The following is a 17,384-nucleotide window of genomic DNA, read 5'->3' on the forward strand; positions in this document are numbered from 1 at the left end:
GAAGCGGCGATTCAGCACCGAAAAGACACTAGTCCATCACACATGGTTGGAGATTAAGGACCGGGCGTATTTTGCCCGGTTTTTCTTAATTGCTTTTACAAATGTGGTGAACCAAAATCGAAATTTGTTGATTGGTGAAACAAAACAGGCGCTAAGTGCGTATGTAGGAAGCAAGATCTATGCATCAATTGCTCTGCTCGCAAATTTGGTCTATAGTGAACATAGGCATGTGAAAGAATAGCAAAATGGAAGGAGTGAGCAACAATGAGACAACTGTGCAATGGCTATGTAACCAGATTTGACACGTGTCGTCTGTTCGTAGCACAGAGCCGCAACGTCATTCCATTTTTTTATAGAATTTCACTATTTTGTCACAAATACATAAATAGGCGCCAAAAACAGCAAGTAATCTTTTTAACTTCGCTGTATAATATACAATGTAAGCGTTTTAATTGGTATGGAGGAAATCGTTTTGCAGACAACAACAGTCAGTGAACTTTTTACAATGATTGATCAAGCAGCACTTTATACAAAAAAAGAACGAAAATCAGATTACTTAACCGCTCTATGCGAAACTGCTGAGGGGTTGGTTCAGGATGAAATTAAGGCTGAAACAATTGCTGATAAACTGAAACCGTTGTATGAACGTTTCTACAATCAGAAGATGACGGCAGAAGATGTACGGCGTTCGCTTCAACTTGCGTTGCTCAAGGGGATGAAAGCATCGCCTCAGCCAAATCACGAATTGACTCCAGATACTTTGGTGCTGCTGATGGGGCATATGGTTGCCATGCTTGCTGGCAAAAAGCCGTTTTCAATACTTGATCCGGCTGTTGGTGCGGCAAACTTGCTGACAGGAATTATGAATCAGTCGGCGACCGATGACATAAAAGCGTTTGGTGTCGATGCAGATCCATTGCTTATTCGTCTGGCTGCGGCGAATGCCAATTTGCAGCAGAAAGCGGTGCAGCTTTTTCATCAAGACGGCTTGAAGCCAATCTTGGCTGACCCGGTCGACTATGTTGTTTGTGATTTGCCGACCGGAGTCTATCCGGATCAAGAAACAGCAAAAAATTATACCTTGAATGCTGTTGATCCGAAGCAGCCGCTGATTCATTTTCTATTTGTGGAACAAGCATTGCGCATGCTTAAAGACAAAGGATACTTCCTTGCGCTTGTTCCCAACCATCTGTTTTCAGATGATCAGGGGCATGTTTTTCACGATTTTCTTCAAAAGAAAGCGACCATTCTCGCATTGATTCAGCTCCCGGTGTCACTCTTTCTTCGAGCGGATCAAGCGAAGAGCATCTTGTTGATGCAGAAGAAAACCGATATCCAGGATCATGCAAAACAAGCATTACTTGCAGAAATGCCCGACTTCTCCAACGAAGTCAAGATGCGCAAGTTTATGCAGCAGCTGGATCATTGGTTTCTACATCGTTCGGTTTAAGAAGACGAGAGGGTGATCGACAATGGCTTTAATACTCGCGATCAACGCCGGCAGTTCATCGCTGAAGTTTCAGCTTCTCGATATGCCTGCTGAGCATTTGGTCACTAAAGGTTCGGTAGAACGTATTGGTTTGTCGGATTCAATTTTTACCATTCAAGTAAATGGCGAAAAACAGCAGGAAATCGCATCCATCTCAGATCATGAAGAAGCAGTTCGTATCTTACTTGATAAGCTCACGGAGCAGAAAATAGTCGGATCATTAGATGAAATTGAAGGCATCGGTCATCGTGTGGTGCACGGAGGCGAAACCTTTGATGATTCGGCACTGGTCACAGATGAAGTGATTCAAAAGATTGAAGACCTTTCCGAACTGGCCCCGCTTCATAACCCGGCCAACCTGGTGGGCATTCGCGCTTTTCGCGATGTTCTCCCGAAGGTGCCGGAAGTTGTCGTCTTCGATACTGCGTTTCATCAGACCATGGACAGCGCTGCTTTTTTGTACAGTCTGCCTTATAAATATTACACGGATTATGGGGTGAGAAAGTACGGATTTCACGGCACCAGCCATAAATATGTTGCCTACCGCGCGGCTGAACTTCTGAAGCAGCCAATTAAAGAGTTGCGCTTGATTTCTTGTCATCTGGGCAATGGTGCAAGTATCACCGCGATCAAAGGCGGCAAATCAATTGACACCTCGATGGGCTTTACTCCGCTGGCCGGATTGACGATGGGGACGCGCTCCGGTGATATTGATCCCGCGCTGATTCCGTACATTATGGATAAGACCGGAATGAATGCCAGCGAAGTTGTGAACGTGCTGAACAAGAAAAGCGGTTTGCTTGGTATCTCCGGATTCTCCAGTGATTTGAGAGATATTGAAAAAGAAGCGAAAAGAGGCAATAAACGGGCGATTCTGTCGATTAACGTGTTTGTCGAACGGATTCAAAAGTACATTGGTTCGTTTGCAGCAAAGATGAATGGTGTTGACGCAATTATTTTTACTGCGGGCATTGGGGAACACAGTTCTATGATTCGCGCCCGCGTTCTTGAAGGGCTCAGTTTTATGGGCGTTGATTGGGATCGGAAGCGCAATCAGGTTAATGGCCAGGAGACATTCATCAGCACCGATCAATCGACTATAAAAGTTCTGGTCGTTCCGACAAACGAAGAAGTGATGATTGCGCGCGATACGGTGCGTCTCTCAAACTCGCAGAAAAAAATTGACGAATCCTAAGTGTACGCAATAATGTATGTAAATTTCCTGAAAAATAATAAGAAGGTGTCTCTTTAGCAAAAATGGCTTTTGAGACACCTTCTTATTTTATGAAGCGTTCGCTTTTATTTAGTCAATAATTTGAAGCTCTTTTGGGAAATGGGTTAATGTTTCCGGGCCGTTTTCAGTGAGGTAAACATCGTCCTCAATACGAACGCCGCCGACGCCTGGAACATAGATCCCCGGTTCGATTGTAAATACCATCCCGGTGGTTAACGTTTTATCATTTGCAGCACTCATTGACGGCTGCTCATGTTCGCCAAGCCCAAGTCCGTGTCCAAGACGGTGCGTAAAGTATTGACCGTAACCGGCATCTGCGATCACTTTGCGAGCGACACCATCCAGATCGCCGATTCGCAGCCCTTTTCGCGCAGCCTTAATCGCTTCTAGATTGGCTTGCAGCGTTGTCTCGTAGATTTTATGTTGTTCGTCGGTTGCGTGTTTGAAGCAAACCGTTCGTGTGATATCAGAACAATAGCCGTCAATGACAACGCCGAGGTCAAACAAAACAAAATCGCCTTCGTGAATCTGATGAGTACCCGGATAGCCGTGCGGGTTGGCAGTGTTTTCGCCGGTCAGTACCATGGTATCAAAGGCCATTTGCGAATAGCCCTGTTTGGCAAGTTCATGCTCAATTTCCGCAACAATCGCAGCCTCTGTTCTGCCTTTTTTGATTGCATCAATGCCCAATTTAACGGCATAATCGGCAATCTCTCCCGCCTTCTTCATGGCTGCAAGTTCATGCGCATCTTTAATATTGCGCATATCTGAAAGGTAGTCTTCGATCGAGCCAAACGTTACTTTTTCGTCAATGCTTTTCAATGCAAGAGCCTTTTGATAAGGCAGTGTTGTTGGTTCGATGAAAACTTTAGTCGAATCAGCATGGCGTCTATCCAAGGCTTTTTTTACAAAAGTCCATGGGTCCTGGTCGTCTCGATATCCGATCACTTCATGACCGAAATCAGAAGCTTGTGCCTGACCGACTTCGAGCTCAGGGCAAATTAAGAAGGGTTCATCTTCAGGAAAGAGAAACAATCCAAGAAAACGTTCATGCGGATCACATTTAAAATGTGTCAGATAGAATACATTCGTCGGATCAGCAATGTATGCGAACCGACCGTCCTGTTTTCTTAACCATGCTTCAATCTGTTTCATTTTCTCTGACAATAAGGGTCACTCCAGTTTCATTCATAATACCTTTAATGTATCACAATCTCGAGCGTTGCGGATAAATCTAAATCGATTTCATTGGAAAAAGGTTGGCGAATCTTCAGGCCAAGCAACCGACCGATGCGGATGGTGTGCAGCGTAGTGTATAATTAAGGTAAAAATTAAACACTTGTCCAAGAACGATCCGATTAGACAAAAACGATTGCTTAAATACGAACAAACATTCTATAATAAGGAGTGAAGAGGATGCATGTGACTTATGTTGGTCATTCAACAGTTCTTATTCAAACGAAAAAGGCAAATTTGATTATCGATCCTTTTATCAGCGGCAATTCGCATACGCCGCTGTCTCTTGACGACTTGCCGAAAATTGATGCTGTTTTGCTCACTCACGGGCATGGCGACCATATTTTGGATACTCAAGCGATTGCTGAGCGGGACGGATCACTTGTGATTGCAATCGCAGAGCTTGCTACCTATTTTAGCTGGAGCGGGCTTCATGTTCATGGAATGTCCATCGGCGGTTCTTATATGTTTCCGTTTGGTAAGGTGAAAATGACGCAAGCGTTCCATGGTTCAAGCATCACCAACGCCGAGCGTAAGCAGATCATCTATGCTGGGATGCCGGCAGGACTGTTGTTAAGTTTGGACGGCAAAACAATTTATCACGCAGGAGATACGGCACTGTTTTCTGATATGAAGCTTATTGGCGAACAAAATGATTTAGATCTCGCCTTCTTGCCAATCGGCGACAACTTCACGATGGGCCCTGAAGATGCTTTGATTGCTGCAAAGTGGCTTAAGGCAAGACGTATTGTCCCCATTCACTACAATACGTTCCCCGTCATCACTCAGGATGCCGATAAATTTACAGATCAGCTTGGCGGACATGGATATGTATTGTCACCTGGTCAAACACTAGAGCTGTAGGGGCTGTTTGGAGCGATTGAAATGGAGACGAAGCACGAGCAGATCATAAAATATATTGAAAATCTGGAAATCGGGAGTAAAATTTCGGTGCGCCAGACTGCAAAAGCACTTCAAGTCAGCGAAGGAACGGCCTATCGCGCAATTAAAGATGCAGAAACCCAAGGATTAGTCAGTACGGCTGAACGTGTCGGAACGATCCGGATTGAGCAGAAAGTGCAGGAGAGCATTGAGAAGCTGACCTTCGACTCTGTGGTAAACATTGTTGACGGTCAGGTTCTTGGAGGAAAAGCCGGTCTGTCGCACACGCTGAATCATTTTGTGATCGGTGCCATGGAGATGGATGCAATGAAACGCTACATCGGCGCAAACGATCTGATGATTGTCGGCAACCGCGAGTCGGTGCAAGAGTATGCGCTTAAAGAAGGTGCAGCTGTGCTCATTACAGGTGGATTTAATACGAGCGAGCGAATTAAAATACTTGCGGATCAGACAGGGCTTCCGGTCATCTCCACTTCATACGACACGTTTACGGTTGCGGCGAAAATCAATCGTGCGATCTATGATCAATTAATTAAAAAAGAAATTGTTCATGTTTCCGACATCATGATCCCTTTCGCTGAGACGGAGTTTGTCTTTACCTATGATGCGCCGAAACGCTGGTATGAATTAAATCATAAAACGTCGCACAGCCGTTTTCCGGTCGTTGATTCTCAGATGAAAGTTGTCGGTATTGTGGCGATGAAAGACGTCATGAAGCAGCAGACGGCCGATACCATCGAAACCTTGATGACGCCACTTCCGGTTGTCGTGAATCCGACAACATCCGTTGCTGCCGCTGCTCATCAGATGATTTGGGAAGGCTTTGACGGGCTGCCAGTTGTTGACAAGCAGCAGCATCTGCTCGGGATGATTACTCGGCGTGATGTACTTAAAGCATTGCAAATGATTCAGCAGCAACCGCAAATGGGCGAAACGATTGAGGACATTGTCTCCTCGCAATTAAAGGACTATTCGAAGAATGACCATTATATTTTTCGCTTTAATGTCACACCGCAAATGAGTGATTATCTGGGATCGGTATCCCATGGCGTGATGACGTCCATGATTACGACGGTATGCCGCCGGGTACTTAATCACATGAGACGTGGCGATTTGGTCATTGACAATCTTTCCTTTTACTTTTTTAAACCGGTGCAGTTGGAACAAACCGTCACCGTTCAGCCGAAGGTTCTTGAGATGACAAGGCGAAATGGAAAGATGGATATTGAATTATTTGTAGATGGTCAGCTGTGCGGCAAGGCATTATTGAATGCTCAGTTTATTGACCGTTATTAACGGCGGTTCGGCACAATGCATTGAACGCATAAGGAGGAAGTTCACAATGATCGATGAGATTCTGACGCTTATTCAACAGTACGAAACCATTATCATACACAGACATGTCCGGCCCGACCCTGATGCATTAGGATCACAGGGCGGCCTTGCGACGCTCATCAAAGACAATTATCCGGATAAGAAAGTTTATGTGGTCGGCGAGGAAGCAGAGTCGCTGCGCTTTCTCATTCATATGGATGCGATTGAAGACTCCGTTTATAATCAAGCTCTTGTTATCGTCTGTGATGCTGCAACACAAGAACGTATCTCAGACGAACGCTACATGCGTGGTACACACCTTGTCAAAATCGATCATCATCCGCTCGTTGATTCTTATGGAGAACCTGAATGGGTGAATACCCAAGCAAGTTCAACAAGTGAAATGATTGCTTCAATCTATCGGGCACATCCCGAACTCACACTGTCTAAGGAAGCGGCCCGACTGCTTTTTGCAGGCCTTGTTGGTGATACCGGAAGATTTCAGTTCAGCAACGTAACTTCAGAGACGTTTCTCGCTGCTTCGGAACTGGTAAAACAGCCGTTTGACCGTCAATCCTTTTTTGATCAGCTGTATGCACGCAGTTTAAAGCAGGCCCGGCTTAATGGTTATGTACTGCAGCACTTTTCTTTAACCGAGGAAGGCGTCGGTTATATCAGACTTACAAAAGAATTGGTTCACTCTTTTGGGCTTGAGCCTTCCGATGCGTCGGCACTCGTGAACTGTTTTGCCAATGTCGAACACTTAAAAGCCTGGGTACTCTTTTCAGAAGATGAGGATCAGATTCGTGCACGTATCCGCTCCAAAGCGCCTTCAATTCATGAATTGGCAGCAAAATATCATGGTGGCGGACACCCAATGGCCTCGGGTGCGACGGTAGCTGATTGGGAAGAAGCGGATCAGCTGGTTGATGATCTGCGCGCGTTGTGTGCCGATTGATGCCCCCTATTCCGCTTCTTTTTTCAAACACCACAGATTAAAGGAGGTACAGGCGTATGGGGTTTGTTCATCTTCATGTACATAGTGAATACAATTTGCTAGACAGCACTTGCCGAATCAGCGATCTTGTTGCTCAAGCGAAACGAGCGGGACAAAAAGCGATTGCGATTACGGATCGAAACGTCATGTACGGCGTGGTTCCTTTTTATCAGGCGTGTCGAGACGCTGGTCTCCATCCCGTGATCGGCATGGAGGTAGCTCTTGATGGTTCAATGAGCACTGAGGTCGGTGCAGCACGTCCTAAGCCTGCTGCATCAATGCCTGTACTGGTTCTTCTTGCTCAAAATGATTTAGGGTATCAAAACTTAGTCCAGCTTTCTTCTCTTGTACAGCTGAATACACGTGACTATGTGTCGTTGGATCAGTTGAAGCGCTATACGGACGGGCTTATTGCGCTGTCCGGCGGTACCGACGGACCGGTGGACCAAGCACTTGCGATCGGGGAACCGAAACGCGCAGAACAATGGGCGGTTGGTCTGCAAACGTTGTTTTCCGGTCGGTTTTTATTGGAGATCCAACGGCAAGGCGATGGAAGCCAGCGGCAAATCGAGAAGCAAGTGCTGGAAATCGCGAAGCGCCGATCGATCCGCTGCGCAGCAACAGGAACCATTCATTATTTGAGCAAAAATGATGCCAAGGCCCATGCCTGTTTACGATGCATCAAGGATGGAACGAAACTTGCAGAACAGCCGCAAGATCCACGCGATTTGTCCTTCCAGACGACAGAGGCCATGCTGGAACGCTTTACCGATTTGCCGGAGACCATAGTGGTGACCGAGAAAATCGCTGCGGCATGTCAGGTTTCTTTTTCATTCGGACGAGCGCGCCTGCCTCATTTTCCGATTCCTGACGGGATGACTGCTGGCCAGAAGCTGCGTGAACAGTGTGCGAAAGGGTTAAAAGAACGCTATTCGGATGTGAACGAAACGATTGAAGCGCGATTGAATGATGAGTTGTCAATTATTGATCAAATGGGTTTCAACGACTATTTTTTGATTGTTGCCGACCTTGTTGCCCATGCGCGACATTCAGGTTATCTTCCAGGTCCTGGGCGCGGTTCAGCTGCTGGTTCACTTGTTGCCTATGTGTTAAAAATAACTGAAGTTGATCCAATTCGCTATCATCTGCTTTTTGAACGTTTCTTGAATCCAGAGCGTGTGACCATGCCGGATATTGATTTGGATTTTCCCGATGTTAATCGTGATCAAATGATCGCCTACGCGTTTGAAAAGTACGGCCATGATCATGTTGCACAAATCATTACATTTGGAACTTTGGCAGCAAAAGCGGCGATTCGTGATGTTGGCCGTGCTCTGGGTACAGACCCGCGACTTGTGGATCGCATGGCGCGACTGATTCCCGGTGTTCCGAAGATGAGCCTCGAGAAAGCTTATAAGAATTCGGACAAACTAAAGAAACTGCTGCAAGCGTCAACCGAGGCAGCGGCATTATTTACACTGGCACGTCGCGTTGAAGGACTGCCGAGACACACCTCAATCCATGCAGCTGGAGTAATCCTGAGCGACCAGCCGCTGAAACGTTCGGTGCCGATTCAAAGCGGCCATGAAGGCATACCGGTCACGCAGTATCCCATGGATGTATTGGAATCACTCGGCTTGTTAAAAATTGATTTTCTAGGCTTGCGTAATTTGACATTCATGCGTGAGGTGTTAAAACGTACGCCGGCATTCCGCGAAGGGCGGATGACCATCGATTCCATACCGCTCGACGATCCGGAGACCTTTCAACTGCTGTGCAGCGGAAATACAATGGGGATCTTTCAATTGGAATCCGAGGGTATGAGGCAAGTGCTTCGAAAGCTGAAACCAACTGAGTTTGAAGATATTGTTGCCGTCAACGCACTGTACCGTCCCGGACCTTCGCAGTTTATTGATCAGTATATTCGACGAAAGCATGGATTGGAAAAAGTTGTCTATCCACATCCGGATTTGGCACCGATACTGCGTCCGACTTACGGCGTTTTGGTCTATCAGGAGCAAATCATGCAAATCGCTGTACAGATGGCCGGCTATACGTTGGGAAAAGCCGACATTCTGCGTCGAGCCGTCGGCAAGAAGAAGCGCGAACTGCTTGAGGCGCAGAAAAAAACCTTCATTTCTGGATGTATTGCCTGCCACTACTCGGAGCAAACCGCGCATCAGCTGTTTGATCTGATTGTACGGTTTGCTAATTATGGATTTAATCGTTCTCATGCCGTTGCGTATAGCTTTCTTTCATACAGGCTTGCCTACCTCAAAGCACATGAGCCGCAGTCATTCATGGCCGCTCACTTGACGGGAATTATCGGAAACCAAGAGAAAATGGAGGCAACGCTTCGTGAACTGCGTGATCAGGGCATTCGGCTACTTCCACCGTCGATTAATGAGAGTGTCGGCAGTTTCGAACCATCGGAACAGGCGATCCGTTTTGGTTTGTCAGGAATCAAAAATGTCGGCATTGGTGCGATTGAAGCACTCGTTGAGGAACGAACTAAGCATGGATCTTTTAAAAATCTTTATGATTTCTGCCGGCGTGTGCCTGCTCGGAAAGTGAACAGAAAAGCGATTGAATCGATGATCTTTGCCGGCGCGTTTGATTTATTTGGCGTTGATCGTGCGGGTTTACTTGCTACCTTAGACCGCGCCCTCCAATTTGGGGAGGAGCAGCAAAAACAAAGTGAAGGACAAGCATCCTTTTTAATTCCGGAGCATGATGAAGAAAATTACATTGAAGTGCCGCCGCTTACCCCGGCAGAAAAAATGCATTACGAACATGAAGCACTTGGCTTGTTTTTGTCCGCACATCCGATCGAAGACTATCGGGATGCTCTGCCCCAATCGGTCCTGACTGTTCGCGAAACAGAGCAGCTGGCTGAAGGAAACGATGCCTTACTTGCAGTTATGGTGGAGCAAGTCAAACGGATTCGTACAAAATCAGGGCAGCCAATGGCCTTTTTTTCCGCAAGTGATGAATCTGGATTAATTGACACCGTTTGTTTCCCAAATACGTATGAAAAGATTGAGCAATGGATGAATAATGGTCAGATGCTCGTCATTCAAGCGAAAAAGTCGTCAGGAAAACAGAACAATCCGCAGCTTATCCTTCAACGGGCACTTTCGTTAAAGGATTATCTTGATGAATGGGACACTGCGCTTTTTTTGAGAATTGATCAGGCACATCATCAGCCTCAGCTTCTTGAAAAAGTGAAACAGGCCATTGAAACTGCCCCAGGACTGCATCGCGTGATTCTTTATTACGAAGCGACTAAACGTACGGTGGCACTTGGATTAAACCATGCGGTTCAGATCAATGAATCGCTTGTCAAGTCGATGCGCAGCTTGCTCGGGGAGCAGAATGTCATGGCGAAACGAATGATGGGAAACGGAGCTGCTCGCAAACCTCGGAAAGACGATCAGCGGTTTTCTTGAGCGGAACGATCAGGGATGTCACTTATTTTTTGATGGAACGTTTGTTATAATGGTGTGGTTTAGTGCATTTTTCAATTCAGGATCGCAATCGGAACGCATTTATTTTATCTCTATTTTTATAGGACAACCCGGATGAATATTCGACGATTCCATGAATTATACGTGAAGAAATAGTGACATGTTGTCCGACAAAGCAAATCACGAGCTTTGACTATGTAAGAGGGTGATATACTTGATGAAGGACTTTTTTACCAAGAAAAAAAAGTACGCAACCGTCCCATCCGCAAAAGCGAGACAGGATGTTCCTGAGGGCATTGTCCGTAAATGCCCAAAATGCAAGAAGATAATGTATGTCAAAGAATTGAAGAAGCATCTGTTTGTTTGTCAATCTTGCGGCTACCATTATCCCATCGGTGCGTATGAACGTGCGGAAATGCTTTTTGACGCAGATTCATATGTCGAATTTGACAAGAATATGGTTTCATTAAATCCGCTTCAGTTTCCCAATTATATGCATAAATTGGAATCGGATCGCAAAAAGACCAAGTTGAACGAAGCGGTTTGGACAGGAAAAGGCCGGATTGAAGGCTGTGAATGTGCGGTAGCTATTATGGATAAAGGCTTCCGGATGGGCAGCATGGGCTCGGTTGTCGGTGAAAAGATTACGCGAATGGTTGAATATGCCGGGAAACAGGGAATACCGGTCATTATCTTTTCAGCATCCGGCGGGGCACGTATGCAGGAAGGTGTCCTCAGCTTGATGCAAATGGCAAAAACGAGTGCTGCACTAAAGGGCTTCAGCGAGAACGGCGGTCTCTATATTTCAATCATGACCCACCCGACCACTGGTGGGGTTTCGGCAAGCTTTGCTTCTTTGGGCGACTATAACCTTGCTGAACCAGGGGCATTAATCGGCTTTGCCGGGCGGCGCATTATTGAACAGACGATCGGTGCGGAGCTCCCTCCGGATTTTCAGACGGCTGAATTTCTGTTGAAGCACGGACAGCTCGATCAAGTCATCCCACGCGCTGAATTAAGAACCGTTTTGGGACAGATCTTGTCGATTCATACGGAAGGGAGTGCTGAAGCATGGGACCGGAACTAGAATTTGAAAAGCCGATTCATGAGCTTCAGGGGAAAATAGCTGAATTAAAACAGTTTATGGATGAGAAGGGCATTGACCTCTCCGATGAATTGAATCACCTGCAAGAACGACTGGCAAACCTTGAAAAAGAAACTTACGGCAGCATGACTCCTTGGGAACGTGTCGGTGTCGCCAGAAAATTGAACCGCCCGACAACATTGGATTATATTCCGCTTCTTTTTACAGATTTTCTTGAATGTCACGGTGACCGACTCTATGGCGATGATTCGGCAATTGTAGGCGGAATCGCAAAATTTCATGGATGCCCGGTCACGGTTATCGGCGAACAACGCGGCAGGGATACAAAAGAAAACATTATGCGTAATTTTGGAAGTCCTCATCCGGAAGGCTATCGCAAAGCGTTGCGTCTGATGAAACAGGCAGATAAGTTTCATCGGCCGATCATTACCTTTATAGATACAAAAGGAGCGTTTCCAGGGCAAGCTGCTGAGGAACGCGGCCAAAGCGAAGCGATTGCCCGCAATCTTTATGAAATGTCTTGGCTGTCCGTACCGGTCATTTGTGTCGTAATCGGTGAGGGAGCAAGCGGCGGGGCACTTGCCATCGGTGTCGGCAATCAGATTTTAATGCTGGAAAATTCCTGGTACTCGGTTATTTCGCCCGAAGGAGCTGCAGCATTACTGTGGAAAGATGCCGGTCAAGCAGAAAAAGCCGCAGAAACGATGAAAATTACCGGATCAGATTTGAAAAAACTCGGCATTATTGATAAACTGATTCCGGAGGTTTTGGGCGGTGCACATAATGACCCGAAGAAACAAGCTGAACGCATTGATCAGGCGCTCGTGGCTTCGATGGAACAATTGGGTCAATTAAGTCCCGATCAAGTTCGCCAGCAGCGGTTGGCCAAGTATCGCGAGATCGGTGATTACGATACTGCCCAGACGAATCAAACCGATCTTTCTGTTTTTTCTTATTCATCTTCATCAGATAAGCAATAGTAAGGACACTAAAATGAGGTGATTATTGTGATGAAAAAAATTGGAGTTCTGACTAGTGGCGGAGACGCTCCGGGTATGAATGCAGCGATTCGTTCGGTCGTCCGCTCAGCGATTTATCGCGGTGTGGAAGTTTACGGCATTTACCACGGGTACAAAGGCTTAATCACCGGCAACATCAAAAAGCTTGAGGTTTCTGATGTTGGCGACATCGTCCAGCGCGGCGGTACCATTCTTTACACCGCACGTTGTGAAGAATTCAAGACTGAAGAAGGTCGTGCGATCGCAATTGAACAGTTGAAGAAGTTCGGTATTGAAGGGCTTGTTGTGATCGGCGGCGACGGATCCTTCATGGGCGGTGTCAAGTTGACTCAGCTCGGTTTCCCTACGATCGGTATTCCCGGCACAATCGACAATGATATCCCGGGAACCGACTTCACCCTTGGATTCGATACAGCATTGAATACCATCATTGATGCGATCGATAAAATCCGTGATACGGCAACTTCGCACGAACGCCGATTCATTATTGAAGTTATGGGTCGGGGCTGCGGCGATTTGGCGATGTGGTCCGGACTTGCTGATGGCGCCGAATCGATTCTGATTCCGGAAACAAAAGAAGATTTGAACACGATTGTTGAACGTTTGAACCGAGGCATAGAACGCGGGAAACGGCACAATATTATTGTTGTGGCTGAAGGTGTGGGCAGTGCCGATGAAGTCGCAAAAGCAATAAAAGCGAAAACGAACATGGATACTCGCGTAACGGTTCTCGGACATGTTCAGCGCGGCGGTGCACCAACAGCATTTGACCGTGTATTGGCAGCCCGGATGGGCAATAAGGCTGTCGACTTGTTATTGACCGGCGAAAAGGGCAAAATGATCGCCATTCAAAATAACAAGATTGTCACTCATAACATTCTCGATCTTCTCACGAAGAAACACGAGTTTAACGATGAGTTGTATAAGTTAGCAAAAGTATTATCCATATAAATTGCTGGAGGGAACTATTTAATGAAAAAAACAAAGATTGTTTGTACACTGGGGCCATCAAGTGATACGGTTGAAATGCTTGTCAAAATGATTAACGCAGGAATGAATGTTGCGCGTTTTAATTTCTCGCATGGTGATCATGAAGAACACCATCAAAAAGTACTTAACCTTCGTGAAGCGATGAAGATTACCGGCAAAACGATTGGTATTCTTCTCGATACAAAGGGACCGGAAATTCGTACACATGATATGGCAACGCCGGAAGTTCTTCTTGAAGAAGGAAAATCGGTTGATATTTCGACGAAAGAAGTTGCCGGAACAGCAGAAGAATTCTCCATTACTTACGCAGAATTGATTGACGACATTCATGTTGGTTCAAAGATTCTGATCGATGACGGCTTAGTTGAACTTGAAGTGACAGGTATCGATAAAGAAGCCGGACTTATCCATAACAAAATCTTGAATACGGGTGTTCTGAAGAGCAAAAAAGGTATTATCGTACCTAACGTCAGCATCAACTTGCCGGGAATGACTGAAAAAGATGCGAATGACATCGTTTTTGGTATCGGCGAAGGCATCGACTTTATTGCCGCTTCGTTCGTACGTCATGCATCGGATGTTAACGACATTCGCAACCTGTGCAAAGAACATGGTGCAGAAGACGTACACATCTTCCCTAAAATCGAAAGCCAAGAAGCGGTTGACAACATCGACGAAATTCTCGAAGTTTCTGATGGTATCATGATTGCCCGTGGTGACCTTGGTGTTGAAATTCCGCCGGAAGATGTACCGCTCGTTCAGAAGCGCCTCATCAAAATGTGTAACAAAGCCGGCAAAACGGTTATTACAGCAACACAGATGCTTGATTCGATGATTCGCAACCCGCGTTGTACACGTGCCGAAGCAAGTGACGTTGCAAACGCAATCTTCGATGGTACCGACGCAATCATGCTTTCCGGTGAATCTGCATCCGGTAAATGGCCGGTTGAAGCTGTGACGACAATGAATAACATTGCACTGAAAGCAGAATCTGCGCTTGACTACAAAGCGACACTCAAGAAATTGAGCGACTCCAGCGAAGCAACTGTAACGGCTGCAATCGGCGAAGCCGTCGCTCATACGGCATTGAACCTCGATGTTGGCGCAATCGTTACGTCGACGGTCAGCGGCTACACCGCTCGCGTTGTTTCTCACTATCGTCCGAAAGCACCAATCGTGGCGGTTACCAACTCACAACGTGTGGCAAACAAAATGTGCTTGGCATGGGGCGTGACTCCGGTACTGAGCGAACAAGCAAAGTCAACGGATGAAATGTTCGAAATCGCTGTTGACAGTGCAAAGAAAACGGAACTTGTTAAAGACGGTGATCTTGTCGTCATTACGGCAGGTCTTCCGGTTGCTGCGTCAGGCAAAACGAACATCATGCGTGTTCACCAAATCGGAGAAACACTGACACAAGCTTAAGAAATGTGTTGAATTTCTCAACTTATTTCTATTCAGTAAGTTCATCGTTTATGATAAGAGGAGGCACATCCTAATGTGCCTCCTCTTTTAATTCAAGAAAAGCGAGTAGCTAAACGGAGTGATGAATGATGATAGAATCAACAACGGAAGTCGTTGTCCGCTACAATGAGACGGATAAAATGGGCATTGTGCACCACAGTCAGTATGTCATCTATTTTGAGTTGGCGCGCACTCATTTTATCCGAGAATCTGGGATCTCTTATCGAAAAGTTGAAGAAGAGGGGCTAATGATGCCGGTGCTGGGCGTCGAGGCTCACTACCATTCACCGGCATTCTATGATGATACACTGATCGTGAAAACCAAGATTGCTGCCTACGACAGTATCAGAATGAAATTTAATTACAAGATTTATCGCAAAACGGATCGGAAGCTGCTTGCGGATGGTTCAAGTGAGCATTGCTGGACTGACCTGTCTTTGCGTCCGGTATCGATAAGAAGAAAGAATCCGGAATTGCATCAGCTGATCGTAGAAGCTGCCGGCAAAGCGGAAGATTAAAATAAGGGAGATTATAAGAAGATGCTGAACAAACTGTTAATGGTGATGATCCTCTATGCCCTGGTTGAAGTCTGTACCCTTATTTATGTCGGTGGACTGATCGGTGGCTTTCATTTGCTGCTGATTTTGCTTGCATCCGCCCTTTTGGGAGCATGGATGATCAAGCAGCAAGGACTTCTTCTCATACAGAAGTTCAGGCAGGATTTCGAGCAGCGAAGAGTCCCCAGTGAACCGCTTATTGACGGGGCCGGATTGCTGATTGGTGGTCTGCTGCTCATGTTGCCTGGATTAATCAGTGACTTGGCAGGCATTATTTTGCTGATTCCTGCGGTTCGCGTCGTATTAGTCAGACGTACGTCACGTTGGATCCGTGAACGGATGCGCAGCGGCGAATTTACCTTTCACTTCTTTCGGAGATGATCAGGCGCTCTTTTTGCCTAAGATGTACTGCCAAAGGTCCATCCAAGTCCCGGAATAGTACAGTGTTTTAATGACAACAAGCACTAATGGTCCGATAATCAGACCGGCAAGGCCGAACCAACGAAATCCGAAATAAATGGAAACAAGTGAAGCAAGCGGATCAATGCCAATACTGACGGAAATGATTTTTGGCTCCATCAGCTGCCGTTGAATGATTGCAGCGATATAGAGAGCGGTTAGGCATATGGTGAAGGAATAGTTGTGTGTAAAAAACTGATAGATAATCCATGGAATGAAAATAACACCGGTACCCAAATAAGGAATTAAATCAACGACTCCGGTGATTAATGTAATGGTGATGGGATGCGGCACTTTTAAGATCAGCATGCCGACAAAAACCAAAGCCATGGTCATAAAAATGAGCAGAAACTGGGCCCGTACAAAACCGATGCATGTTTTCTTTAATTCTGAGAGAACTTTGTAGACCGGACGCCCAATCGAAGAATGCATGGATAATCGATGAACATGAGTCTTGATCCGTTCAGAATCTTTGGATAAGAAAAATGAAGCAAGGAAAATAAAAAGTGCTGAAACCAAAGTGCTGGGAATTGTAGCGACAAATTGGCTTAAGTTGGTCAGCAACCGACCGGCTAAATCATTCAGCATGTCGACGAGTGTTCCTGCCATGCTTTCTACATTCAACTGGATCACTTTCTGCTGTCCGTTCGGAAGCCCGGAAAAAATGTGTATGGCTTGTTCCCATGACGGCACAAGGCGTGAAAAAAAGAATGTTTGCATGTCACCAATTAGGACAGACAACTCATCCGGCACTGTCCGAGAGAGCGAAGCAACGCCGCGAATCAGAGCAAAGGCGATAAATAAAAGACTGCCGATGGAAATGGAAAAAAAAGAGAAAAGAACAACAAATGAGGCTGCTCCCCGGGGCAACCCCGTTTTTTTTTCAATAAACAGGACCAGTGGATTGATTAAGAATGCAAGCGCGCAAGCAATGATGAAGGGCAGCGCATAACGAACGGCAAGCATTAACATCACAATGATCGATGTTGTAATCGCAATGACAACAAGGGCACGTAAAACAATAAAGATAATCGTAAGAAACGGTTGCGAATTTTGAGCGTTCATGTCCTCATCCCACCTTACGTCTATAGGTATGCGGACAAGGTGCGAATATACACAGAAAACAAACTGCAAAAAAATAAAATATATT

14 protein-coding genes and 1 pseudogene are annotated in these 17,384 nt (G+C 46.0%); 13 read left to right on the forward strand and 2 right to left on the reverse strand.

Features of this window, described 5'->3' with window-relative positions; translation table 11 throughout:
* The 3 genes from AA84_RS19375 to AA84_RS0108150 form a co-directional block, all read left to right on the forward strand.
* Positions 1–241: hypothetical protein (locus tag AA84_RS19375; protein WP_037563287.1), on the forward strand; the 241-nt coding region annotated here is incomplete at its 5' end.
* A gap of 231 nt (positions 242–472) precedes the next feature.
* Positions 473–1,450 (forward strand): class I SAM-dependent methyltransferase, encoded by a 978-nt coding sequence (locus tag AA84_RS0108145; protein ID WP_028976791.1) that lies wholly within the window; start codon positions 473–475, stop codon positions 1,448–1,450.
* Between the two features lie 22 nt (positions 1,451–1,472).
* Positions 1,473–2,684, forward strand: a complete 1,212-nt coding sequence (locus tag AA84_RS0108150; protein WP_028976792.1) for an acetate/propionate family kinase — start codon at positions 1,473–1,475, stop codon at positions 2,682–2,684.
* A 108-nt stretch (positions 2,685–2,792) separates the two neighbouring features.
* On the opposite strand, the gene AA84_RS0108155 is transcribed toward AA84_RS0108150, so the two are convergent.
* Positions 2,793–3,890, reverse strand: coding sequence for a M24 family metallopeptidase (locus AA84_RS0108155; RefSeq protein ID WP_028976793.1), 1,098 nt, complete (start codon positions 3,888–3,890; stop codon positions 2,793–2,795).
* Between the two features lie 249 nt (positions 3,891–4,139).
* Between AA84_RS0108155 and AA84_RS0108160 the strand changes: the two genes are divergently transcribed.
* The 10 genes and pseudogenes from AA84_RS0108160 (at position 4,140) to AA84_RS0108205 (ending at position 16,156) form a co-directional block, all read left to right on the forward strand.
* On the forward strand, positions 4,140–4,823 hold the full coding sequence (locus AA84_RS0108160) for a metal-dependent hydrolase (protein WP_028976794.1): 684 nt from the start codon (positions 4,140–4,142) through the stop codon (positions 4,821–4,823).
* A 21-nt stretch (positions 4,824–4,844) separates the two neighbouring features.
* The gene (locus AA84_RS0108165) at positions 4,845–6,158 is read left to right on the forward strand and encodes a DRTGG domain-containing protein (protein WP_028976795.1); all 1,314 of its coding nucleotides are present in this window, start codon (positions 4,845–4,847) and stop codon (positions 6,156–6,158) included.
* Between the two features lie 46 nt (positions 6,159–6,204).
* Positions 6,205–7,134 carry a DHH family phosphoesterase gene (locus AA84_RS0108170; RefSeq protein ID WP_028976796.1) on the forward strand — a complete coding sequence of 310 codons (930 nt, stop codon included), beginning with the start codon at positions 6,205–6,207 and terminating at the stop codon, positions 7,132–7,134.
* Between the two features lie 56 nt (positions 7,135–7,190).
* A complete protein-coding gene (gene dnaE / locus AA84_RS0108175) occupies positions 7,191–10,622 on the forward strand; it encodes a DNA polymerase III subunit alpha (protein WP_028976797.1) in 3,432 nt (1,143 codons plus the stop codon).
* A 232-nt stretch (positions 10,623–10,854) separates the two neighbouring features.
* Positions 10,855–11,727 (forward strand): acetyl-CoA carboxylase, carboxyltransferase subunit beta, encoded by an 873-nt coding sequence (accD, locus tag AA84_RS0108180; protein WP_028976798.1) that lies wholly within the window; start codon positions 10,855–10,857, stop codon positions 11,725–11,727.
* On the forward strand, positions 11,712–12,725 hold the full coding sequence (locus AA84_RS0108185; protein WP_028976799.1) for an acetyl-CoA carboxylase carboxyltransferase subunit alpha: 1,014 nt from the start codon (positions 11,712–11,714) through the stop codon (positions 12,723–12,725). Before accD ends, AA84_RS0108185 begins: the two co-directional genes overlap by 16 nt.
* Before the next feature lie 30 nt (positions 12,726–12,755).
* Positions 12,756–13,715, forward strand: coding sequence for a 6-phosphofructokinase (gene pfkA / locus AA84_RS0108190; RefSeq protein WP_028976800.1), 960 nt, complete (start codon positions 12,756–12,758; stop codon positions 13,713–13,715).
* Between the two features lie 21 nt (positions 13,716–13,736).
* Positions 13,737–15,173: pseudogene (gene pyk, locus AA84_RS0108195) on the forward strand (pyruvate kinase); the annotation flags it as partial.
* 134 nt (positions 15,174–15,307) lie between these two features.
* Complete coding sequence (locus AA84_RS0108200) at positions 15,308–15,736, forward strand: acyl-CoA thioesterase (protein ID WP_028976802.1); 429 nt, start codon at positions 15,308–15,310, stop codon at positions 15,734–15,736.
* A gap of 21 nt (positions 15,737–15,757) precedes the next feature.
* A complete protein-coding gene (locus AA84_RS0108205; RefSeq protein ID WP_028976803.1) occupies positions 15,758–16,156 on the forward strand; it encodes an FxsA family protein in 399 nt (132 codons plus the stop codon).
* Here AA84_RS0108205 and ytvI read toward each other — a convergent pair whose 3' ends face one another.
* Positions 16,157–17,299: a sporulation integral membrane protein YtvI gene (gene ytvI, locus AA84_RS0108210; protein WP_028976804.1), complete on the reverse strand. Its 1,143-nt coding sequence runs from the start codon at positions 17,297–17,299 to the stop codon at positions 16,157–16,159.
* Positions 17,300–17,384: the final 85 nt, after the last annotated feature.

This window comes from Sporolactobacillus terrae DSM 11697, assembly GCF_000648615.1.
Classification (GTDB): Bacteria; Bacillota; Bacilli; order Bacillales; family Sporolactobacillaceae; genus Sporolactobacillus; species Sporolactobacillus terrae.

Bases quoted from the DNA above. Each gene is read 5' to 3' on its own strand.
- AA84_RS0108150 (WP_028976792.1), top strand. From the start codon at position 1,473: ATGGCTTTAATACTCGCGATCAACGCCGGCAGTTCATCGCTGAAGTTT.
- AA84_RS0108205 (WP_028976803.1), top strand. From the start codon at position 15,758: ATGCTGAACAAACTGTTAATGGTGATGATCCTCTATGCCCTGGTTGAA.
- AA84_RS0108160 (WP_028976794.1), top strand. From the start codon at position 4,140: ATGCATGTGACTTATGTTGGTCATTCAACAGTTCTTATTCAAACGAAA.
- AA84_RS0108165 (WP_028976795.1), top strand. From the start codon at position 4,845: ATGGAGACGAAGCACGAGCAGATCATAAAATATATTGAAAATCTGGAA.
- dnaE (WP_028976797.1), top strand. From the start codon at position 7,191: ATGGGGTTTGTTCATCTTCATGTACATAGTGAATACAATTTGCTAGAC.
- pfkA (WP_028976800.1), top strand. From the start codon at position 12,756: ATGAAAAAAATTGGAGTTCTGACTAGTGGCGGAGACGCTCCGGGTATG.
- AA84_RS0108185 (WP_028976799.1), top strand. From the start codon at position 11,712: ATGGGACCGGAACTAGAATTTGAAAAGCCGATTCATGAGCTTCAGGGG.
- AA84_RS0108170 (WP_028976796.1), top strand. From the start codon at position 6,205: ATGATCGATGAGATTCTGACGCTTATTCAACAGTACGAAACCATTATC.
- ytvI (WP_028976804.1), bottom strand. From the start codon at position 17,299: ATGAACGCTCAAAATTCGCAACCGTTTCTTACGATTATCTTTATTGTT.
- AA84_RS0108200 (WP_028976802.1), top strand. From the start codon at position 15,308: ATGATAGAATCAACAACGGAAGTCGTTGTCCGCTACAATGAGACGGAT.